The sequence below is a fragment of the Cyanobium sp. T1B-Tous genome (assembly GCF_024345475.1).
Lineage (GTDB): Bacteria > Cyanobacteriota > Cyanobacteriia > PCC-6307 > Cyanobiaceae > Cyanobium_A.
This window is the reverse complement of record NZ_JAGQBE010000021.1, coordinates 1-21,883: the sequence shown is the minus strand read 5'-3', so window position 1 is coordinate 21,883 and position 21,883 is coordinate 1. Positions and strand designations below refer to the sequence as shown.

Here is a 21,883-nt window from a genome sequence, read left to right as displayed (position 1 = left end):
AAGAATCATCGAGATCGGGCATCTTTTGCCGATCTCGTTATTACTTAACGCGCCAATGTTGTTGGCCAGGGCGCTCCGTGCTGGCGGCGGCAGGGCTTCGGATTCCCGGGGTGGCCCTGGCCAGCAGAATGCCCTGAGAAACAGCTGAGTAACCCAGCGTGGGCGCAGGCAGCGCAACCCATCGAGCCCTTCCCGGCGACGGCCTCGGGCGCCTCGGCCACTGGCGCAGTGGAGTCGCGTCCCTGCTGCGCCTGGGTCTGCTGCACCTGGCCCTGGTCGCCGTGCTGGTGCTCCCGGCCGGCTGCGATCGGCTCTCCCCACCCCGAGCCCAACCTGGGGCTGAGGTTCCCCTCAGGGCCGAAGGGCCAGCGGGCCGCTTGCAGGAAGTGGCCCCACCCGCTGCCGTGCAACAACTTCAGGCCTCCCTGGCCGATCACAACCCCCAGGTGTCGATCCTGGCGCCGCGGGATGGGGCCGTGCTTCCGGGCGGCCCCGTGACCCTGCAACTGCAGGTGCGGGACTGGCCGCTGGTGGACGCCGGTCCCCTGGGCCTCGGACCGCATGTGGTGGTGCTGGTCGACGACCAGCCCCCCCTGCCCGTCACCGGCCTCAAGGTGGAGCTGCCCGCCCTGAGTCCAGGCAGCCACAGGATCACCGCCTATGCGGCCCGTCCCTGGGGAGAAGCGGTGAAAAGCCCAGGCGCCGCGGCCCAGATCCGGGTGCACCGGGTTGCGGCCAACCCCCTCGCCATTCCCCAGCCCGGCACTCCCCAGCTGCTGGTGGTGAGCCCCGCGTCCCCGGCCACCCGGGAACCGGTGCTGCTCGATTGGCTCCTGCTCGATACCCCGCTGCAGGGGCTGCGGGACAACGACGGCAGCTGGCGTCTGCGGGTGACCGTGAACGGCGACAGCTTTCTGGTGGATCAGAACGCCCCCCTCTGGCTCAAGGGCTGGGAGAGGGGCAGCAACAGCCTGTTGCTGGAGCTGGTGGATGGCCGCGGCGACGCGCTGAACCCTCCCTTCAACAGCCTGGTAACAGAGCTGGTGCTCGACCCCAGCGCCCCAGGGCCGATCTGGCAGCAGGGCCGCCTCACGGCCAGCGACCTCGCCCAACTCCTGGGCACAGCCCCGCCAGAGGCCCCAGCTGCGCCCACCCCCCCCACCGAACCCACGGCCCCCCCGCAGGTCCCCCCAGTGGCCCCAGCCGTGGCACCACCCGTGGAAGCAGAGCCCCGACCCGAACCGCCAGCGGCTCCGGAGCCCACGCCGGAGCCAACACCTGAAGTCCTGCCGCCCCCGGCCGCGGCCCCAATCGAAGAAGACCTCGACCAGAACCGCGAAGAGGCTGTCGTAACGGACCTCGAACCGGCTGGGGCGCCCCTTACCGAGCCCAGCTCCCCTCTCGAGCCCAGCCCCACCCCGGAAGACACCAGCCCCGCTCCCCCTCGGGCGGCGACCGTCCCGGCTGCCCCAACGGCCAATCCCGACCGGATCGTGCCGTCAAGCAGTGTGGTGGGATCTGCTCGAAACCAGGTGAATCCTGACGGCTCGTTGCTGAAGCCCCGCCCCAGCGGCCCCCTGGCCGGGCTGCGCCAGAAGCTGGGCGCGTGAGTCAACTCCCTCCAACTCCTCCTGCCGCAGGTCCCCGGGCTGGTATCTGGGGGCTGGGCTTCAGCTCGGCGAGCACGGCGGTGCTGACACGGCTCCAGCAGGCCGGCTTGCTCGATCGCCACGTGGGAGCGCACGACCAACCGGCCCCGCGGGATTGCCTGCTGCGCGAATGGTCGTCCGCCAGCGCCTTTGTGGTGGTTGGGGCCTGCGGGCTGGTCACCCGGTTGATTGCCCCGCTGCTCAGCGGCAAGGACAGGGACCCGGCCGTGGTGGTCGTGGACCCTGAGGGCCGGTTTGCCATCCCGCTGCTGGGGGGGCACGCCGCCGGCGCGGAACAGCTCAGTCAACGGATCGCGGCCAGCCTCGGCGGCCAGGCCGTGCTGACTGGAGCCACGGCCGCCATGGGCCGCCTGAACCTCGACAGTTTTGGCCAGGCCTGGGGCTGGCAGCGCGGCCAGGGCGATTGGAGTGGTCTGATGCAGGCGGCGGCCCGGGACAGCGCACCGCTCCTGGTGGAGGCACGCCACGGCAGTCGGCGCTGGCTGGATCTGCCCGCCGCTGCTGGTCTGCAAGCTGCCCCAGCGAACGCCACGGCAACTCCAGCCATGGTGGTGGACATCCACAGCGGGGATGGCTGCCGCTGGCACCCCCCCAGCCTCTGGTTGGGGCTGGGTTGTGAACGCCACACCAGCCTCAGCCTGCTGGAGCGGCTGGTCGATCAAACCCTGGCCGACCTCCAACTGGCCCCCGAAGCGGTGGCCGGGCTGGCCAGCATCGACCGCAAGGCCGATGAACCGGCCCTGCTGGCCCTGGCCGCGCAGCGGCACTGGCCCATGCGCTGGTTTGACGCACCACGCCTGGCCGCGGTGCCCGTGCCCAATCCCTCCACGGCCGTGGCCCAGGAGATGGGCACCGCCAGCGTGGCGGAAGCCGCGGCCCTGTTGGCTGCCGGCCCCGAAGCACAGCTCCTCCAGACCAAACGCATCGAGCGCGCCGGCAGCGGTGAGCAGGGAGCCGCCACCCTGGCCATCGCCCTGGCGGAGAGCCAATGGGCTCCCCAGCGCGGCCAGCTGCACCTGGTGGGCAGTGGGCCAGGCAGCCTGGATCTCCTCACGGGCGATGCCCGGCGAGCACTGGCCGAAGCCACCGTGTGGGTGGGCTATGGGCTCTACCTCGACCTGCTCGAACCCCTGCGGCGACCCGATCAGTTGCGCTGGGATGGCCAGCTCACCGAAGAGCGGGCCCGCTGCGCCCTGGCCCTGGAGCTGGCCAGCCAGGGGCTGAACGTGGCCCTGGTGTCTTCAGGCGACAGCGGGATCTACGCCATGGCCGGGCTGGCCCTGGAACTGTGGCTGGCCCAAGCCGCGGATGGCCGCCCCAGCTTCGTCGTGCATCCGGGAATCTCGGCCCTGCAACTGGCCGCGGCCCGCGCTGGGGCCCCGTTGATGCACGACTTCTGCACCATCAGCCTCAGCGACCGCCTGACCCCCTGGGCCGTGATCGAGCGCCGGCTGCAGGCCGCTGCCGCAGGCGATTTCGTGGTGGCGCTCTACAACCCCCGCTCCCAGGGACGGGACTGGCAACTGGCCAGGGCCCAAGAGCTGCTGTTGGAGGGCCGGCCGGCGGAGACCCCCGTGGCCATCGCCCGCCAACTGGGCCGGGCCGACGAGGCCGTAAGCCTGCACAGCCTCGGAGAGCTGCCGGTGGAGCAGGTGGACATGCTCACCCTGGTGCTGGTGGGCAACAGCACCAGCTATGCCCAGGACGGGCGCATGGTGACCCCGCGGGGATACCCGGGGGCCGAGCTCAGCTGAATCAGGGGCTGAGTCAAAGAAAAATCGGGATGACAGGATTCGAACCTGCGGCCCCTTCGTCCCGAACGAAGTGCGCTACCAAGCTGCGCTACATCCCGATGGGGCGACTTTAGGGGATGGCCGCCGCCACCCAGACCGCGATCCTGGGGCTGGGATCCCGATCGGTTTCTAAAGTTCCCAACTGCCTTTCTCCCGGCCCCTTGCTCAAACCCGACTGGCTGCGCGTCAAGGCCCCCCAGCGGGAGCGGATCGGCGAGGTGGCCGACCTGCTGCAGGATCTCAAGCTCAACACCGTCTGCCAGGAAGCCAGCTGCCCCAACATCGGTGAGTGCTTCGCCGGCGGCACCGCCACCTTTTTGATCATGGGGCCGGGCTGCACCCGCGCCTGCCCCTACTGCGACATCGACTTCGACAAGAGCGTGCGGGAGCTCGACGCCACGGAACCCCAACGACTCGGGGAAGCCGTGGCGCGGCTGGGCCTGAGCCACGTGGTGATCACGTCGGTGAACCGCGACGACCTGGCCGATGGCGGCGCCCGCCAGTTTGTGGCCTGCATCTCCGAGGTGCGCCAGCGCTCTCCTCTCACCACGATCGAGCTGCTGATCCCCGATTTCTGCGGCGATTGGCAGGCCTTGGCGACGGTGATGGCGGCGGCGCCCGACGTGCTCAACCACAACATCGAAACGGTGCCTCGGCTCTACAAGAAGGCCCGGCCCCAAGGGGTGTACCAGCGCTCGCTGGAGCTGCTGCAGCGGGTGCGCGAGGGCTGGCCGCGCACCTACACCAAATCAGGCCTGATGACCGGTCTGGGTGAACGCGACGGGGAGGTGCTCGAGGTGATGGCCGATCTCCGGCGCCACCAGGTGGACATCGTCACCATCGGCCAATATCTCTCGCCGGGCCCCAAGCACCTGCCGGTGGATCGCTTCGTGACCCCGGAGCAATTTGAGGCGTTCCGGACCCATGGCGAAACGGAACTGGGCTTCCTGCAGGTGGTGAGCAGCCCGCTCACCCGCAGCAGCTACCACGCCGGCGAAGTGCAGCGGCTGATGCGGGAGCATCCCCGCTAAGCCGCTGCTGCAGGGGTGGTGCTCAAGCCACCACCGCCTCCCGCTCGGCCAGACCCACGGTGGCCTTCTCGCTGGGGGGCACCAGCAGCTTGAACTGGGCCTTCCAGGTGCTCCAGTCGGCCAGGATCGCGGCGGCCTTGGCGCTGCCGGTGGCGTCGAGATGGGCCTGCAACAGGGGCTTGAGCAGGGCCTCCTGCTCAGAGGTGGTGAGCTCGCAAATGGCCACGATCTCCGGATTCACCCGCTCCCGCAGCCCCCCGCTCTCATCGAGAATGAAGGCCACGCCACCGGTCATGCCGGCGGCCACGTTGCGGCCGGTGCTGCCCAGCACCACCACCACGCCGCCGGTCATGTACTCGCAGCAGTGGTCGCCGGCACCCTCCACCACGGTGCGGGCGCCGCTGTTGCGCACGCCGAAGCGCTCCCCGGCCCGGCCCAGGGCAAACAGCTCACCGCCGGTGGCGCCGTAAAGACAGGTGTTGCCGAGGATCACCTGGCTGCCGGGGTCATTGCCGCCGGCAGGGGGGACCACGGTGAGGCGCCCCCCATTGAGGCCCTTGCCCACGTAGTCGTTGGCTTCACCCACCAGGCGCACATTCATGCCTTGGAGCACGAAGGCCCCAAAGCTCTGGCCGGCCGCGCCCTCCAGGGTGAGGTCGAGCTGGCCCTGGAAGCCCTTGTTGCCGTGGCGCGCTGCGATCTCGCCGGAGAGACGGGCGCCCACACTGCGGTCGGTGTTGACGATCGCCAGGGTGCGGCGCACCCGGCCGTGGCCCTCGATCGCGGCCATCACCTCAGCATCAGCCAGCAGCTGATCTTCCAGGATTGGACCATTGCCATGGGCCTCGGCCTCGTGCTGCAGCCAGCGGCGATCGGCCGCGGCCGGAATCGGATCGATCAGGCAGGAGAGATCCAAGGCCTGGGTTTTGGCCAGGGCCACAGCCCGCGGCTGGAGTAACTCACTGCGGCCGATCAGATCCTCCAGACGCGCCACACCCAGCACGCTGAGCAGCTGGCGCACCTCCTGGGCCACGAACAGGAAGAAATTCACCACGTGCTCGGGCACCCCGGGGAAGCGCTTGCGCAGATTCTCCTTTTGGGTGGCCACGCCCACCGGGCAGTTATTGGTGTGGCAAACCCGGGCCATGATGCAGCCCTCGGCGATCATCGCCACCGAGCCAAAGCCGTATTCCTCGGCACCGAGCAGGGCGGCGATGACCACATCCCAGCCGGTCTTGAGGCCGCCGTCGGCCCGCAGCAACACCCGATCCCGCAGGCCGTTCTCCAGGAGCGAGCGGTGCACCTCGGTGAGGCCCAACTCCCAGGGGCTGCCGGCGTGCTTGATCGAGCTCAGCGGTGAGGCGCCGGTGCCACCGTCGTGGCCGGAGATCTGAATCACATCGGCGTTGGCCTTGGCCACACCGGCGGCAATGGTGCCGATGCCGATCTCAGCCACCAGTTTCACGCTCACCTTGGCGGCGGGATGCACCTGGTGGAGGTCGTGGATCAGCTGGGCCAGATCCTCAATCGAATAGATGTCGTGGTGGGGTGGCGGCGAAATCAGCGCCACGCCAGCCTTGCTGTTGCGCAGCCAGGCGATGTAGGGATCCACCTTGGGGCCAGGCAGCTGGCCGCCCTCACCGGGCTTGGCCCCCTGGGCCACCTTGATCTCCAGCTGCCGGCCGCTGCGCAGATATTCGGGGGTCACCCCGAAACGGCCCGAGGCGATCTGCTTGATCGCCGAGCAGGCGGTGTCCCCGTTGCGAAGACCATTCAGGCTGGGCAGGGTCGGGGAGTGGCCATCGCCGTCCACATCGCTGAGCACCCCGAAGCGGGCCGGATCCTCACCGCCCTCGCCGCTGTTGCTCTTGCCGCCGATGCGGTTCATGGCGATGGCCAGCACCTCATGGGCCTCCCGCGAGAGGGCGCCGAGGCTCATGCCACCGGTGCAAAAACGGCTGCAGATGCTCTCCACACTCTCCACCTGATCCAACGGCAGGGCCGTGGCGGCTGGCTTGAGCTCCAGCAGGTCGCGCAGGGCCGTGACCGGCCGGTTTTCCAGCAGGGTCTTGTAGGTGGAGAAGTGGTCGTAGCCAGGGCCCGCCTTGACCGCTGCGTGCAGGGCCTTGGCCATCTCCGGGCTGTTGAGGTGGTACTCGCCGCCGGTGCGGTACTGCACGAAGCCCATGAACTCGAGCTTGGTGCGGTTCAGCTCGGGGAAGGCCTTGGCATGGAAGCTGAGGGTTTCGCTGGCCAGTTCAGCCAGGCTCAGGCCGGCCACCCGACTGGTGGTGCCCTTGAACGCCAGCTCGATCAGGTCGGCACCCAGGCCGATGGCCTCGAAGATCTGGGCACCGTGGTAGCTGGCCAGCAGCGAAATGCCGATCTTGGAGAGGATCTTGCGCAGGCCGTCTTCCAGGGCCTTGCGCACGTTGGCCTGGACCTGATCGGGCGTGAGAGCAGGCAACTTGCCGGTTTCAATCAGCTTCTGCACCCGGGGGTGGGCCAGCCAATGGCGGGTGGTTTCCCAGGTGAGCCAGGGGCACACGGCGCTGGCTCCATAGCCAATCAGGCAGGCCAGATGATGGGTGCTCCAGCACTGGGCGGTGTCCACCACCAGGGAAGCCTGCAGCCGCAGCCCCAGGTTGAGCAGGTGGTGGTGCACCGCACCCACCGCCAGCAGCGGCGGAATGGTGGTGGTGGTGGCCGCGATGCCGCCGCTGGGGCCGCCGCGATCACTGAGTACCAGGATCTGGGTGCCGGCGCGCACCGCCGCCTCGGCCTCGGCCTTGAGACGCTCCACGGCAGCCGCCAGGCCCCCAGGCCCATCGGTGATGGCCATCAGGGTGGAGAGCGTGATCGTGGGTAGGCCCTGCTGGGCCACCGCCGCCAGCTCCGCCTCGTTGAGGATCGGGCTGGCCAGGTGCAGCACCGCCGCCGAAGCCGCCTCGGGCTTCAAGGGAGACCCCCGCTTGCCCAGGTGCATCTCCAGGCTCATCACCAGCTTTTCCCGCAGCGGGTCGATCGGCGGGTTGGTGACCTGGGCGAAGCGCTGCTTGAAGTAGTCGTAGAGCAGGTGCGGTTTATCGGAAAGCACCGCCAGGGGAATGTCGTCGCCCATGCAGTAGGTGGGCTCCTTGGCCGCACCCGCCATGTCCTCGATCACCAGGTCGAAGTCTTCAGCCGTGAAGCCAAAAGCCGTCTGCTGCTGCAGCAGCTCCAGATCACCCAGCTGGCGCTCCTGGGTCCAGGGCTGGGGGTCCAGGTTGCGGCGATGTTCGGCCAACCAGGCGCCATAGGGGTGGCGGGCGGCCACCTCCTGCTTCACGTCCCAGTTGCGCAGCAGGCGGCCCTGCTCCAGGTCCACCGCCAGCATCTGGCCAGGCCCCAGACGACCCTTCTCAATGATGCGGCTCTCCTCGAGCTCCACCACGCCGGTTTCGCTGCCCATCACCACATAGCCGTCGCTGGTGATGCAGTAGCGGGCCGGGCGCAGGCCATTGCGATCCAGGGTGGCCCCAACGCTGCGGCCATCGGCGAACACCAGCAGGGCCGGACCATCCCAGGGCTCCTGGGTGCAGGCGGAATACTCGTAGAAGGCCTGGATCTCGGGCTTGCCCACCAGCTCGGGCTGGTCGCGGAAGGCCTCGGGCACCAGGGTGAGCAGGCTCTCGGTGATGGGCCGGCCACTGCGCACCAGCAGCTCCAGGGTGGCGTCGAGGTTGGCCGAATCACTGAAGGCGGCATTCACCACCGGCTTGAGCTCGGCGGCAGCCTCCCCCCACACCGCATCGAGATTGGCCTCGGAAGCCCGGGCCCAGTTGAGGTTGCCCAGCAGGGTGTTGATCTCACCGTTGTGACCCAGCAGCCGCATGGGCTGGGCCAGGGGCCAGCGGGGCAGGGTGTTGGTGCTGAAACGGCGGTGGTACACCGCAAAGCTCACGGCAAAGCGCTCGTCCCGCAGATCGCCATAGAAGGCAGAGAGCACCTCCGAGCGCACCATGCCCTTGTACACAACGGTGCGGCTGCTCAGGGAGGCGAAATAGAGATCGCCAGGGCCGGGGCCCCAGGCTTCACGCGCCCGGTCGCCGCAGCGGCGCCGCAGACGGAACAGCAGGGATTCGAGGGCATCTCCGGCCAGATCACCCGCCACCAGCCACTGCTCAATGGCGGGGGCAGTACCCAGGGCGAGGGGACCCAGCACTGCAGGGTTCAGCGGGACGGCGCGCCAACCCAGACTCCGCAGCCCCAGCTTGGTGGCCTCTTCGGCGCAGAAGGCCTTGGCCTGGTCGCGCTTGCTGGCATCGGCCGGCAGAAACACCATGCCCAGGCCGCGGGAGCTGCCCTGGGCGGCTGCCGCTTCGGGCCACACCGCGTCCAGATAGCTCCAGGGGATGCCACACAGCACCCCGGCGCCATCACCCGAGTCACCGTCGCCGCCGCAGCCACCGCGATGCTCCATGCAGTCGAGGCCGCGCAGGGCCTGTTGCAGCACCCAGTGGCTCGACACCCCCTTGAGGCTGGCCAGAAAGCCCACACCACAGGCGTCCTTCTCGCCCGCCACCGCCGCCGGAGCGGGGCTGTCGCAATGGGGCCAAACGGGGCGAGGGGATTGAGGCATAACCCGAGAAGGTCCGGCAGTTGATCTGACAGTTGATCCAGACGTTCTGCTGCTGCAGAACCCCCGCAGGGGGCCGCACCAACAGAACGTCCGATCCTAGGGATTCACACCCCCAAACCCCGGCACCACGCCAGCCACACACGGCTAGCGTTTGGCGCTGTCGGCTGGGCTGGCGATGGCTACTGCAGGTTCCCTCCGGCCCAGCCTGCTGCTGACCCCCTGCCTGCTGACCCTGCTGCTGCCGGCAACGGCCCTGGCCCTGGCTGTGCCACCACCGCCACAGCCACCGCCGCCGCCGCCTGCGCCCTCGTCAACGCCAAGCCCAACCCCCACCCAACAACCAAGGGGCCAAAAGCCAACCGGTCAAGCGCCAGCGGGCCTGGAGCGCCAGGGGAGCAGCCTCAGCATCAACGGCCGGGTCCAGAAAGCCCGCTGGCTGTGGGTTGGGCGTACCGGCGAAGCCCCCCAGCAACTCTGGATCCCCCTCGAGGTCCTCGAAAACCAGCTCGGTGTCACCAGCCGCAGCCTGAGCGACGGCTCCCTCGACCTCGAATGGTTTGGCCAGGGACTCAAAGTTCCGGCAGCTGCGCAGCGGAGCCTCGAGGACGAGGTGGCCATCGAGGTGGCCGGGCTGTTCCGAAACCTCGGCTTGACCCTGCGCCAGGAGGGCAGCCAGCTCAGCCTCAGCCTGGGCCGGCCCGAGCTGCTGCAGGTTCGCAGCGCCACCCCCGGCAACCTGCGGCGCGTCGTGCTCGACCTCAGCGGCCCTGCCCTGGTGGAGGGCGAGAGCGGGGGGCTGGTGCTGGATCTCAGCAGCCGCGACGACCAACAGACCCAACTCAAGGCCCTGGGCCTTGGGGGCCTGCAGACCCGCGGCAGGCTGCGACTCCAACCAGCAACGGGGAAGCTGACGCGGGCGTTCAGCCTGGGCGCTCCCCCGCGGCTGGTGATCGAGTGGCCGGCGGAAGGCCCTCCGCCCAGCGACGGCGGGCCCATCCCGATCGATCCGCGCGTGCAGGCCCTGCTCGGCAGGGAGATCCAATGGGACCGCCTGGTCCGTCAGGGGGTGCGAATCAACGCCGTACGGGTGGACCCCCGCACCGCCTCCCTGCAGCTCAGACCCCTGGCCAGGCCGGGGGGGATGGAAGGGCTCAGTTCGCTGGTGCAGCTCGCCAACCAACAGCAGGCCTGGGTGGCCATCAACGGTGGCTTCTTCAACCGGGTGCGGCGCCTGCCCCTGGGTGCCCTGAAAGCCAACGGCCGCTGGCTATCCGGGCCCATTCTCAACCGGGGCGTGGCGGCCTGGAGCGAGCGCAGCCTGCCCCGGTTCGGCCGCCTGCAACTGGTGGAGTCGGTCACGGGCCCCGATGGGCAGCGACTGCCGCTCAGCGCCCTCAACAGCGGTTATGTGCAGCGGGGCATCAGCCGTTACACCGCCGACTGGGGCCCCGCCTACAGGGCCCTGAGCGGGTCGGAAACGGGCCTGCTCCTGCGGGCGGGCCTGGTGAGCCAACGCCTCAGTTCGGACGCGCTGGAGGCCGGGGTGCCCCTGCGGGGCGATGACCAGTTGCTGGTGGGGCGGGGCGGCATGGCGTTGCCTTGGGAACCCGGCGACCGGCTGCAGCTCGACAGCCGGCCGAGCAACGACCTTGGCCTGGCCGCCCACGTGATTGGCGGTGGGCCCCTGTTGCTGCAGGAGGGGCGGATCGTGCTCAACGGAGCGGCGGAAAACTTCAGCGCCTCCTTCCTCAGCCAGGGGGCTCCCCGCACCGTGCTGGCCCGCGATGACCGCCAGGTGTGGCTGATCACCCTGGAGGGCACCCAGGACAGCGGCCCGTCCCTCGGGGAAACGGCCCTGCTGCTGCAACAGCTCGGGCTCAGCGATGCCCTGAACCTGGACGGCGGCAGCTCCACCGGACTGGTGCTCGGCGGCTCCCTGCAGGTGAAGGGTCGGGGCGTGGCCGGCTCCGTGCACAACGGCGTGGGACTGGTGCCCTGAGAGGGCTGCCAAAGTGGACTGCCGACCCACTCCCTCAGCTCGCCATGCCCAAGGGCCACAGCCTGCGCCTCACCGCAGCCGCAGCGGCCGAGCTGGGGCGACAGGCCGCCGTGGCGGGCACGCCCGGGATGATGCATCTCGACCTGCTGGACGGCAGCTGTGAACGCTGGGCCATTCGGCTCAGGCCGGGGCATCTGGCCGGTACGCCAATCGCCCGAGCGGATGGCATCACCTTGTATGCCCCCGCCGAACAGCTGGAGTTGCTGACCGGATTGAGCCTGGATTTCCGCGGTGACATCAGTGGCGGCGGCTTTCTGGTGCGGCCCGGCGACGGGGTCGTGAGCTGCGCCTGCGGCACGGCCTTCCGGCGCATCGCTGGGGGGCGTCAGGCGACCCAGTAAGGTGACGGATTGTCGAAATCGGTCGGACGTCCGACCAGTGTTCTCCGACCAGATCCCGGTCCTCGATGCCCACCATCCAGCAGCTCATCCGTACTGAGCGTCAGAGTCTTTCCCGTAAGACGAAGTCGCCCGCCCTGCGCGCCTGTCCCGAACGCAGGGGCGTGTGCACGCGTGTGTACACCTCCACCCCGAAGAAGCCGAACTCGGCGCTCCGCAAGGTGGCGCGGGTGCGGCTCACCTCGGGCTTTGAGGTCACCGCCTACATCCCCGGCATCGGCCATAACCTCCAGGAACACTCGGTGGTGCTGATCCGCGGTGGTCGGGTCAAGGACCTGCCTGGGGTCCGCTACCACATCATTCGGGGCACCCTGGACACCGCCGGCGTCAAGGATCGTCGTCAGTCCCGCTCCAAATACGGCGCCAAGACGCCCAAGAGCTGATTGAGCGGGGCCTTCGAGCCTGCTGAATCCCTCACTTTTTCCCTTCGTCCTTCCCGCTCCGGTCGACCATGTCTCGCCGCAATGCCGCCGAGAAGCGCCCCGTGCTTCCCGACCCCCAGTTCAACAGCCGTCTCGCCTCGATGATCGTGGCCCGGCTGATGAAGCACGGCAAAAAATCCACAGCCCAGCGGATCCTGTCGGATGCCTTCTCGCTGATCAATGAGCGCACGGGCTCCGACCCGCTGGAGCTGTTCGAAACGGCAGTTCGCAACGCCACCCCCCTGGTGGAAGTGCGCGCCCGCCGTGTCGGCGGTGCCACCTATCAGGTGCCCATGGAAGTGCGCCAGGAGCGCGGCACCGCCATGGCGCTGCGCTGGCTGGTCAACTTCTCCCGGGCCCGCAACGGCCGCAGCATGGCCCAGAAACTGGCCGGCGAACTGATGGATGCGGCCAACGAGGCCGGCAGTGCCGTCCGCAAGCGGGAAGAGACCCACAAGATGGCCGAAGCCAACAAGGCTTTCGCCCACTACCGCTACTGATTCACCAGCCAGCGGCTGAAGTCCAGGGCGACTTCAGCCCCTGCAGACCCAGTCTGTAGAGTGACGCCCTCGTTTTGTAGACCTCTCGGAGACCTCCCCCGTGGCCCGCGCCTTTCCACTGGAACGCGTCAGAAATATCGGTATCGCCGCTCACATTGATGCGGGCAAAACCACCACGACCGAACGGATTCTGTTCTATTCGGGTGTGGTGCACAAGATGGGCGAAGTCCACGATGGCGCCGCCGTCACCGACTGGATGGAACAGGAGCGTGAACGCGGCATCACCATCACCGCCGCTGCCATCTCCACCAGCTGGAAGGACAATCGGATCAACATCATCGACACCCCTGGGCACGTCGATTTCACGATCGAAGTGGAGCGCTCGATGCGAGTGCTCGACGGCGTGGTGGCCGTGTTCTGTGCCGTTGGTGGCGTTCAGCCCCAGTCCGAAACGGTCTGGCGCCAGGCTGATCGCTACAACGTGCCCCGGATCGTGTTCGTCAACAAGATGGACCGGACCGGTGCCAACTTCCTCAAGGTCTACGAGCAGATCAAAGATCGCCTCAAGGCCAATGCCGCCCCGATCCAACTGCCGATCGGCGCCGAAGGCGAGTTGAAGGGGATCATCGATCTGGTGCGCAACAAGGCGATCATCTACACGAACGATCTCGGCACCGACATCATCGAAGGGGAAATTCCCGACGACATGAAGGAAGAGGCCGCGAAATGGCGCCTCAAACTGATGGAATCGGTTGCCGAATCCGACGAAGATCTGATCGATCCCTTCCTGGAAAACGGCGAACTCACCGAAGAGCAACTGATCAAGGGCATCCGTAAAGCCACGATCCACCACGGCATGGTGCCGATGGTCTGCGGCTCCGCCTTCAAGAACAAAGGTGTGCAGCTGGTGCTCGACGCGGTCGTCGACTACCTGCCTGCTCCTGTCGACGTGCCACCGATCACCGGCCTGTTGCCCGATGGCACCGAGTCGAACCGCCCCTGCGACGACAGCGCTCCCTTCAGCGCCCTGGCCTTCAAAGTGATGGCCGACCCCTACGGCAAGCTCACCTTTGTGCGCATGTACTCCGGGGTGCTCAACAAGGGCAGCTACGTCCTGAACTCCACCAAGGACAAGAAGGAACGGATCTCCCGTCTGATCCTGCTCAAGGCCGACGACCGGGAGGAAGTGGACGAGCTGCGCGCCGGCGACCTGGGTGCGGTCCTGGGTCTGAAGGACACGACAACGGGCGATACCCTCTGCGTCGACTCCGACCCGATCATTCTCGAATCGCTCTACATCCCTGAGCCCGTCATCTCGGTGGCTGTCGAACCGAAGACCAAGGGCGACATGGAGAAGCTCTCCAAGGCTCTCCAGTCCCTCTCGGAAGAGGATCCCACCTTCCGGGTCTCCACGGATCCGGAAACCAGCCAGACGGTGATCGCCGGTATGGGCGAACTCCACCTGGAAATCCTGGTGGACCGGATGCTGCGCGAATTCAAGGTGGAAGCCAACATCGGCGCCCCCCAGGTGTCGTATCGCGAAACCATTCGCACCAGCTCCAAGGGCGAAGGCAAATTTGCCCGCCAAACCGGCGGCAAAGGCCAGTACGGCCACGTGGTGATCGAGATGGAGCCCGGCGAGCCGGGTTCAGGGTTCGAGTTCGTCAACAAGATCGTTGGCGGCATCGTTCCCAAGGAGTACATCGGCCCCGCCGAAGCCGGCATGAAGGAGACCTGCCAATCCGGCGTGATTGCGGGCTTCCCCATGATCGACGTCAGGGCGACCATGGTCGACGGCTCCTATCACGACGTCGACTCTTCGGAGATGGCGTTTAAGATCGCCGGATCCATGGCCTTCAAAGACGCCGTCAAGAAGTGCAATCCCGTGCTTCTTGAGCCAATGATGAAGGTGGAAGTCGAGATCCCCGAGGATTTCCTCGGATCGGTCATCGGCGACCTCTCATCCCGTCGTGGCCAGGTCGAAGGACAGTCCATTGACAATGGTCAGTCCAAAGTCCAGACGAAAGTGCCCCTGGCCGAGATGTTCGGCTACGCCACCCAGCTCCGATCCATGACCCAGGGTCGGGGTATCTTCTCGATGGAGTTCAGCCATTACGAGGAAGTTCCTCGCAATGTGGCTGAGGCCATCATCTCCAAGAATCAGGGCAATTCCTGATCTTTCCTTAACCCTCCAACCCCCCGATTCTTTCTACTCATGGCACGCGAGAAGTTCGAAAGGAACAAACCCCACGTCAACATCGGCACCATTGGCCACGTTGACCACGGCAAAACCACCCTGACGGCTGCCATCACCAACGTGCTGGCGTCCCAGGGCATGGCGAAAGCCCAGGCCTACGACGAAATCGATGGTGCTCCTGAAGAGAAAGAGCGGGGCATCACCATCAACACCGCCCACGTTGAGTACGAGACCGAGAAGCGCCACTACGCCCACGTGGACTGCCCCGGTCACGCGGACTACGTGAAGAACATGATCACCGGTGCCGCCCAGATGGACGGCGCCATCCTGGTGGTGGCCGCTACCGACGGCCCCATGGCCCAGACCAAGGAGCACATCCTGCTGGCCAAGCAGGTGGGCGTGCCTGCCCTGGTGGTGTTCCTGAACAAGAAGGACATGGTCGACGACGAGGAAATCCTCGAACTCGTCGAACTGGAAATGCGTGAGCTGCTCAGCAGCTACGACTTCCCCGGCGATGACATCCCCGTGGTGGCTGGCTCGGCCCTGAAGGCCCTCGAATTTATCCAAGCTGGCAACAAGGCCGAGCGCGGTGCCAATGAGTGGGTTGACAAGATCCTCGACCTGATGGACGCCGTCGACGAGTCGATTCCTGAGCCTGAGCGCGAAGTCGACAAGCCCTTCCTGATGGCCGTCGAAGACGTGTTCTCGATCACCGGTCGCGGCACCGTGGCCACCGGCCGGATCGAACGCGGCAAGGTGAAGGTGGGCGAAACCGTGCAGATCGTGGGCATCAAGGACACCCGCGAAACCACGGTCACCGGCGTCGAGATGTTCCGCAAGCTGCTCGAAGAGGGCCTGGCTGGCGACAACTGCGGACTCCTGCTGCGCGGTATCCAGAAGGAGGACATCGAGCGCGGCATGGTGCTGGTCAAGCCCGGCTCCATCACCCCCCACACCAAGTTTGAGGGTGAGGTGTACGTGCTCAAGAAGGAAGAAGGCGGCCGCCACACCCCCTTCTTTGCTGGCTACCGCCCGCAGTTCTACATCCGTACGACCGACGTGACGGGCCAGATCACGGCCTTCACCTCCGACGACGGTGCGAACGTGGAAATGGTGATGCCCGGTGACCGCATCAAGATGACCGGCGAGCTGATCTGCCCGGTGGCCATCGAGCAGGGCATGCGCTTCGCCATTCGCGAAGGCGGTCGCACCATCGGTGCCGGCGTGGTCTCCAAGATCATCGCCTGAGCCTGAGGTAGCGTCTTGGGGTGGGTCCTCGGGCCCACCCCTCGGCTCTTATCGACTCGCACCTCGACAACCCAGCTCCATCAGCCACCCGGGTGTCCCGCCCTGGGGCTTCCCGACGCCCGTTCTGACATGTCCACCGCCATCGCCCAGCAGAAGATCCGCATCCGCCTGAAGGCGTTCGACCGCCGCATGCTGGATCTCTCCTGCGAAAAAATCATTGAAACCGCCGATCACACCGCCGCAACGGCGATCGGTCCGATCCCCCTCCCCACCAAGCGCAAGATCTATTGCGTGCTGCGCTCGCCCCACGTGGACAAAGATTCCCGTGAGCATTTCGAAACCCGCACCCATCGCCGCATCATCGATATCTACAGCCCCTCGGCCAAGACGATCGATGCCCTGATGAAGCTGGATCTGCCCAGTGGTGTGGACATCGAAGTCAAGCTCTGATCGGCGCTCCAAAGCGCAGACATCGCGAGACGTCCCCTTTTGCCCCGGTCACGCCTGCGCGTGTCAGGGGCAATTTTTCTAGGATGACGCTGCTTCTCCTGAACTAGCCATGGGTGAGTTGGCCGTACGGGAGCTGCCCCTTTTCCCCCTGCCGGACGTGGTGCTCTTCCCCCAGGAAGTGCTACCGCTGCACATCTTTGAGCCCCGCTACAGGATGCTGCTGCGGACGGTGATGGCCGGCGACCAGCGCTTCGGAGTGGTGCGGTGGGATCCCCAAACCCAGGCGATGGCCTCGGTGGGCTGCTGCGCCGAAATCCTTCACTGCCAAACCCAGGACGACGACCGCAGCAACATCGTGACCATGGGTCAACAGCGCTTTCGCGTGCTCGAGATCGTGCGCGAAGCCCCCTTCCGGGTGGGTCTGGTGAGCTGGATAGAAGATGAACCCGAAGCCAGCCATGAGGAGCTCGAAGTTCTGGCCAGCGACGTTGGCCAGGCCCTGCGGGACGTGGTGGAACTCACCGGCAAACTGATTGGCAAGCCGGCCAGCCTGCCCAGCGATCTGCCCGACTTGCCCCGCGAACTGTCGTTCTGGATCGGCGCCCACTTGGGCGGGCCCGTGGCTGACCACCAGCAAGCCCTGCTTGAGATCACCGACACCAGCGAGCGCCTGCGGCAGGAATATGAGCTGCTGGATCAGACCCGCCGGCAGCTGGCAGCCCGCACCGTGCTCAAAGACACCTTCCAACCCCAGTAACGCCTTCCCGTCCCCGGCCCATGACGCTCCTTAGCTGGCCCCTGGCCGCCACCCTTGGGGCCGGGGCCCTGGCCTGTGCCGCGATCGGTCTGGGCACCGGGTTGTGGTTGAAGCGGCGGCGGCGCTACCAATCCGCCGACAGCGTCGCGCAGGCCTACGACCGCTGGACCAACGACCAGCTACTCGAACGCCTCTGGGGCGACCACATCCATCTGGGCTACTACCGCGATCGCGGGTTGGGACGGCCCCGCCACCAGGATTTCCGCGCGGCCAAGGCAACGTTCGTGCATGAGCTGGTGCGCTGGAGCGGCCTCGACCAGCTCCCCCCCGGCTCCACCGTGCTCGATGTGGGCTGCGGCATCGGCGGCAGCGCCCGCATCCTGGCCCGCGACTACGGCTTCCAGGTGCTGGGGATCAGCATCAGTCCCGCCCAGATCGCCCGGGCGACAGCCCTCACCCCAGCAGGCCTGAGCTGCCGCTTCGCCGTGATGGACGCCCTTGCCCTGGAGGTGGCCGACGCCAGCGTCGACGCCGTCTGGAGCGTGGAGGCCTGCCCCCACATGCCCGACAAGCAGCGCTATGCCGATGAGCTGCTGCGGGTGCTCAAGCCTGGCGGCCGGCTGACCGTGGCCGACTGGAACCGTCGCGATCCGGCCGATGGCGCCATGACGCGCCGGGAGGGCTGGGTGATGCGGCAGCTGCTGGAGCAGTGGGCCCACCCCGAATTCGCCAGCATCCGGGGGCTGCAGCGGCACCTCGAACACAGCGCCTACGGTTCCGGCCTGGCCATCGAGACAGGCGACTGGACCCGGGCCACCCTGCCCTCCTGGATCGACTCGATCGGCGAAGGGGTGCGCCGGCCCTGGGCCATTCTCGGCCTCGGGCCCGGAGCCGTGCTGCAGGGCCTACGCGAAACCCCCACGATCCTGCTGATGCACTGGGCCTTCGCCACCGGCCTGATGCAGTTCGGTGTGTTTCGCGGCCGCAAGCCTGAATCCGCCTGACGCTGGCCTAGGTCAGGTTGGTGAGCGGATAGGCCCCAAACAGGGCCAGGTGCTCGCAAAGGGGCTCCAACTGGGCCAGGGCCGCTTCGAGGGGCGCTGACCCCTCAGGCAGCTCCAGATCCACGAAGAAGATGTACTCGCCCATCTCCCGCTTGGATGGCCGCGACTCGATGCGGCTCATGTTGAGCCCGCGCTGGGCAAAGCAGCCCAGCGCCTCGAGCAGGGCCCCGGGCTGGTTGGAATGGAGCGAGAAGGCCACGCTGGCCATGGGCCCATGGGGAGAGCGGGGCCCCCGGCGCAACAGCAGAAACCGGGTGCAATTTCCGGCGACGTCATTGATCGGGTAGGCCAGCTCCTGCAGGCCGTGTTCCACCCCCGCCTGCCGGGATGCGATCGCAGCCCGAAACCGGCTACCGGCCACCATCCGGGCCGCATCGGCCGTGGAACTGGTGGGCAGCTGTAGCGCCTGGGGCAGGTGTTCAGAGAGCCATTGGCTGCACTGGGCCAGGGCCTGGGGATGGGAGAGCACCTCACTCACGGCCTCGATCGGCCCGCTGCCCAGCAGGGCATGGCGGATCGGCAACACCAGGGCCCGCGCCACGGTGAGATCGGGATGCTCCCAAAGGGCATCGAGGCAGGCGGTGACGCCTCCCTCAACGGAGTTTTCCACCGGCACCACCGCGGCATCACAGCGTCCCTGGGCCAGGGCCTGCACCACGGCGCGAATGCCGAGCTGGGGCACCAGCTCCGGGTGGGCGATGCCCTCCAGCTCGGCCAGGTGCCGGGTTGCCTGCTCGCCGTAGGTGCCGACCGGGCCGAGAAAGGCAAAACGCATCGCTTCCAGAAACTGAAGGGGAGTCGCCCGAGGGGGCCGATAGGATCATGCCGCGCCGGCCCACAGGCCATGCCCCTGGCCTTCAGCGCCAGTCAGCAACTGCAACTTGAGGTGAGCCACCAACCCGAACGGTTGGCCGCCTACCTGGACGATCAGGATCGGGTGGTCAAAGCCCTGCTCGACCCGAGCCAGCTCGAGGCCCTGGGCCAGGGGCGTTACCGCTACTCCGTGACCCATCTGCAGGTGTTCCAGCTGCAGATTCAGCCGGTGGTGGACCTGCGCACCAGCCTCGAGCCAGGACGCCTGGTGCTGGAAGCCACCGACTGCGAACTGGAGGGGCTCGGGCTGGTGGACGACTTCCAGCTCACCCTGGGCTCCTGGCTGGCGGCGGGACCCAGCGGGCTGGAGGGGGAAGCCACCCTGGCGGTGGAGGTGAGCCAGCCGCCCCTGCTGAAGCTGATCCCGGCCAAGGTGCTGGAGGCCACGGGCCGCTCGCTTTTGGCCGGCATCCTGCTGGGGATCAAGGGTCGGGTGGGCCAGCAGCTGCTCAGCGACTTTCAAACCTGGTGTCAGGAGCACTGAGCCTCAGCCGACCCAGAAAACTGCGGCGATGCAGGGGCGTGGGCCCCCAGGCCTCCAGGGCCGCACGATGCTGGGCCGTGCCATAACCGGCATGGCGCTCGAGGCCATAGCCCGGATAGCGCGCAGCCAGGGCCGTGATCAGCCCGTCTCGCGCCTGTTTGGCCAGCACACTGGCGGCCGCGATCGCCAGGCAGTGGCTGTCGCCGCGCACCAGGGTCACCTGCTCGCCATCCCAGCCCCGCAGCGGCAGCACCCCATCCACCAACACCAGCTCGGGCTGGCACGGCAGCTTCTGCAGGGCGCGGTGCATGGCCCGCTCAGTGGCCAGCCGGATGCCGTGGCGATCGATCTCCGAAGCCGCCGCCTGGCCCAGGGCCCAGGCCGATGCCAGCTGCTCAATCACCGGAACCAGCGCCGCCCGACGGCGAGCGGTGAGCTTTTTGCTGTCCGTGAGACCGAGCTGACGCAGGGGATCCAGGGCCGTGGCAGGCAACACGACCGCGCCGGCAAACACCGGACCGAACAGACACCCCCGGCCCACCTCATCCACCCCGGCACACACGGCCGGATCCCGGCCCTGCCAGGGATCCGGCGACACCAATCAGCTGGAGGCCGAAGAGCGGCGGCGGCGGCGGCGAGGTTCGCCGGCTTCATCCAGTTCGGGTTCCGCAAGGGCGACGGGTGTCACCGGAGCTGGGGTGTTGTCTGCGGTGGTTTTGGCGGAAGCGGTTTTCCCGGAGGCGGTTTTGGCAGCCCCCGTCTTGGCGCCGGAGGACCCTGCCGAGCTGCGGGTGCGCCCACGCCGGGCCGGCAGCTCCACCTCAGGAGGGGCAATGCTGACGGTGGTGGGCACTGACACCGTGACCACCGTTTCCGGCTCGCCCGGTTCGGGCAGCGGGGTGATCTCGACCGGTGCGGGCACCTCCCTCGCGGGCATCGGGGCCTCGGCATCAACGGCTTGGCCCTCGGCCGATCCGGAACCCCGGCCCCCCCGGCCACGGCGGCGACGGGAGCCGGAGGCGGCGAGCTGCTGACGGGCATCCTCCAGCACCTCCTCGGCATCCATGCCTGGACGCACCACCCGGACCACCACGTTGTCGCCGCTGGGGGGTTCTTCCAGCAGCAGGGCCGGATTGAGACCCATCCAACCAAACACCAGTTCCTGGTCGTCATCCATCGGCACGGCCACCAGCTCGTGATCGAAGCGGCGGGGGGCCGGCTCCGTGCTGGCACTGCCACTGCTGCGAGGGGCCTCGAAGGCCACGGGAGTATCGATGCTGTCGGCAAATGTGGGCGTCTCCGCCAGATCACTGCCGCCGCGGCCGCCTCGGCCACCACGACGCCGGCGGCCAGAGCCACCCTCCGCGGTGGCGGGGCTCAGCACCTCAGCCCGGGCCGACGCCGCCGAGCGCACCAGACCGGTGAGGGTGGCGAGAGGCTGGAGGGTGTCCTTGCCGGGCAAGACCGCCACATGGCCCAGACCACCACAGCTGGGGCAGGCGCGACCAAACAGCTCATAGATGTTCTGACCCTGGCGCTTGCGGGTGAGCTCCACCAGGCCCAGTTCCGTGAGCTGGGCGATCTGGGGCCGGGCTGCGTCATCGCGGACGGCCTGGGTGAAATGCTCCAGCACCTGCAGCTGATCGCGCCGCGACTCCATATCGATGAAGTCGATGATCACCACGCCACCGATATTGCGCAGCTTGAGCTGGCGGGCGATCTCCACGGCCGCTTCACAGTTGGTCCAGAGCACCGTCTCGCGGGAATTGGACGAGCGGGTGAACGAGCCCGAGTTGACGTCGATGACGGTGAGCGCCTCGGTGGGCTCAATGATCACGTAGCCACCGGAAGGCAGATCCACCCGCGGCTTGAGGGCATCCCGGATGGCTGCGTTGACCTTGAAGTGCTCCAGAATCTCCGCCGATTCGACGTGGGCCTCCACCAACACCGAAGTGTGGTCGGAGCCGAGGAAGGCGTTGGCCCGGGCCACCGCTTCAGGGGTGTCGACCACCACGCGGACCAGCTCAGGGCTGTAGAGATCGCGCAGGACGCGATGCACAAAGTCTTCATCGCGGTTGAGCAGCACCGGCGGACTGGCACTCTCAGCCGCGGTCTGAATGGCCTCCCACTGGCGCAGCAGGGTTTCGAGATCGTCGATCAGCAGCTCTTCGCTGACGCCCTCGGCCTCGGTGCGAATCAGCAGGCCCGCCCCAGGGGGCTTGATCAACACCCCGAGGGCCCGCAGGCGGTTGCGTTCGTTTTCGCCGTTGATCCGGCGGGAGATGTTGACACCCTGGCCCTGGGGCTGGAGCACCA

Annotated in this window: 17 protein-coding genes and 1 tRNA gene; 13 read left to right on the top strand and 5 right to left on the bottom strand. The window is 67.5% G+C overall.

Annotated features, from left to right (window positions below; all coding sequences use genetic code 11):
- Positions 1 to 158: 158 nt before the first annotated feature.
- Both KBY71_RS06850 and cobJ read left to right on the top strand, forming a co-directional pair.
- On the top strand, positions 159 to 1,610 hold the full coding sequence (locus KBY71_RS06850; protein ID WP_254928194.1) for a hypothetical protein: 1,452 nt from the start codon (positions 159 to 161) through the stop codon (positions 1,608 to 1,610).
- On the top strand, positions 1,607 to 3,424 hold the full coding sequence (gene cobJ / locus KBY71_RS06845) for a precorrin-3B C(17)-methyltransferase (RefSeq protein WP_254928193.1): 1,818 nt from the start codon (positions 1,607 to 1,609) through the stop codon (positions 3,422 to 3,424). Before KBY71_RS06850 ends, cobJ begins: the two co-directional genes overlap by 4 nt.
- Before the next feature lie 24 nt (positions 3,425 to 3,448).
- On the opposite strand, the gene KBY71_RS06840 is transcribed toward cobJ, so the two are convergent.
- Positions 3,449 to 3,522, bottom strand: a tRNA-Pro gene (locus tag KBY71_RS06840).
- Between the two features lie 102 nt (positions 3,523 to 3,624).
- Here KBY71_RS06840 and lipA point away from each other — a divergent pair.
- Positions 3,625 to 4,494 (top strand): lipoyl synthase, encoded by an 870-nt coding sequence (gene lipA, locus KBY71_RS06835; protein ID WP_254928205.1) that lies wholly within the window; start codon positions 3,625 to 3,627, stop codon positions 4,492 to 4,494.
- A 22-nt stretch (positions 4,495 to 4,516) separates the two neighbouring features.
- Here the strand turns inward: lipA and KBY71_RS06830 are convergent, their stop codons facing one another.
- Complete coding sequence (locus KBY71_RS06830) at positions 4,517 to 9,115, bottom strand: glutamate synthase-related protein (RefSeq protein WP_254928192.1); 4,599 nt, start codon at positions 9,113 to 9,115, stop codon at positions 4,517 to 4,519.
- Positions 9,116 to 9,290: 175 nt separating this feature from the next.
- Between KBY71_RS06830 and KBY71_RS06825 the strand changes: the two genes are divergently transcribed.
- From KBY71_RS06825 to KBY71_RS06785, 9 genes are all read left to right on the top strand, one after another.
- The gene (locus tag KBY71_RS06825) at positions 9,291 to 11,114 is read left to right on the top strand and encodes a phosphodiester glycosidase family protein (RefSeq protein WP_254928191.1); all 1,824 of its coding nucleotides are present in this window, start codon (positions 9,291 to 9,293) and stop codon (positions 11,112 to 11,114) included.
- Between the two features lie 44 nt (positions 11,115 to 11,158).
- Positions 11,159 to 11,515, top strand: coding sequence for an AIR synthase (locus KBY71_RS06820; RefSeq protein WP_254928190.1), 357 nt, complete (start codon positions 11,159 to 11,161; stop codon positions 11,513 to 11,515).
- A 65-nt stretch (positions 11,516 to 11,580) separates the two neighbouring features.
- Positions 11,581 to 11,955 carry a 30S ribosomal protein S12 gene (gene rpsL / locus KBY71_RS06815; protein ID WP_106632417.1) on the top strand — a complete coding sequence of 125 codons (375 nt, stop codon included), beginning with the start codon at positions 11,581 to 11,583 and terminating at the stop codon, positions 11,953 to 11,955.
- 68 nt (positions 11,956 to 12,023) lie between these two features.
- Positions 12,024 to 12,494, top strand: coding sequence for a 30S ribosomal protein S7 (gene rpsG, locus KBY71_RS06810; RefSeq protein ID WP_190388764.1), 471 nt, complete (start codon positions 12,024 to 12,026; stop codon positions 12,492 to 12,494).
- Positions 12,495 to 12,594: 100 nt separating this feature from the next.
- Complete coding sequence (gene fusA, locus KBY71_RS06805; protein ID WP_254928189.1) at positions 12,595 to 14,670, top strand: elongation factor G; 2,076 nt, start codon at positions 12,595 to 12,597, stop codon at positions 14,668 to 14,670.
- A 39-nt stretch (positions 14,671 to 14,709) separates the two neighbouring features.
- Entirely contained in the window at positions 14,710 to 15,939 is a 1,230-nt protein-coding gene (gene tuf / locus KBY71_RS06800) for an elongation factor Tu (RefSeq protein ID WP_254928188.1), read from the top strand.
- A gap of 129 nt (positions 15,940 to 16,068) precedes the next feature.
- A complete protein-coding gene (gene rpsJ, locus KBY71_RS06795; protein WP_006910513.1) occupies positions 16,069 to 16,389 on the top strand; it encodes a 30S ribosomal protein S10 in 321 nt (106 codons plus the stop codon).
- A 109-nt stretch (positions 16,390 to 16,498) separates the two neighbouring features.
- Positions 16,499 to 17,146, top strand: a complete 648-nt coding sequence (locus KBY71_RS06790; protein ID WP_254928187.1) for an LON peptidase substrate-binding domain-containing protein — start codon at positions 16,499 to 16,501, stop codon at positions 17,144 to 17,146.
- Between the two features lie 20 nt (positions 17,147 to 17,166).
- Positions 17,167 to 18,150: a methyltransferase domain-containing protein gene (locus KBY71_RS06785; protein ID WP_254928186.1), complete on the top strand. Its 984-nt coding sequence runs from the start codon at positions 17,167 to 17,169 to the stop codon at positions 18,148 to 18,150.
- A gap of 7 nt (positions 18,151 to 18,157) precedes the next feature.
- Here KBY71_RS06785 and pheA read toward each other — a convergent pair whose 3' ends face one another.
- Positions 18,158 to 18,985, bottom strand: a complete 828-nt coding sequence (gene pheA, locus KBY71_RS06780; protein WP_396095086.1) for a prephenate dehydratase — start codon at positions 18,983 to 18,985, stop codon at positions 18,158 to 18,160.
- Positions 18,986 to 19,054: 69 nt separating this feature from the next.
- Here pheA and KBY71_RS06775 point away from each other — a divergent pair, with 69 nt between their 5' ends.
- The gene (locus KBY71_RS06775; protein ID WP_254928185.1) at positions 19,055 to 19,567 is read left to right on the top strand and encodes a DUF1997 domain-containing protein; all 513 of its coding nucleotides are present in this window, start codon (positions 19,055 to 19,057) and stop codon (positions 19,565 to 19,567) included.
- Here KBY71_RS06775 and KBY71_RS06770 read toward each other — a convergent pair.
- Positions 19,533 to 20,165 carry a ribonuclease HII gene (locus KBY71_RS06770; RefSeq protein WP_254928184.1) on the bottom strand — a complete coding sequence of 211 codons (633 nt, stop codon included), beginning with the start codon at positions 20,163 to 20,165 and terminating at the stop codon, positions 19,533 to 19,535. The genes KBY71_RS06775 and KBY71_RS06770 overlap by 35 nt on opposite strands.
- A gap of 3 nt (positions 20,166 to 20,168) precedes the next feature.
- A partial coding sequence (locus KBY71_RS06765; RefSeq protein ID WP_254928183.1) for an Rne/Rng family ribonuclease occupies positions 20,169 to 21,883 on the bottom strand: 1,715 nt, incomplete at its 5' end.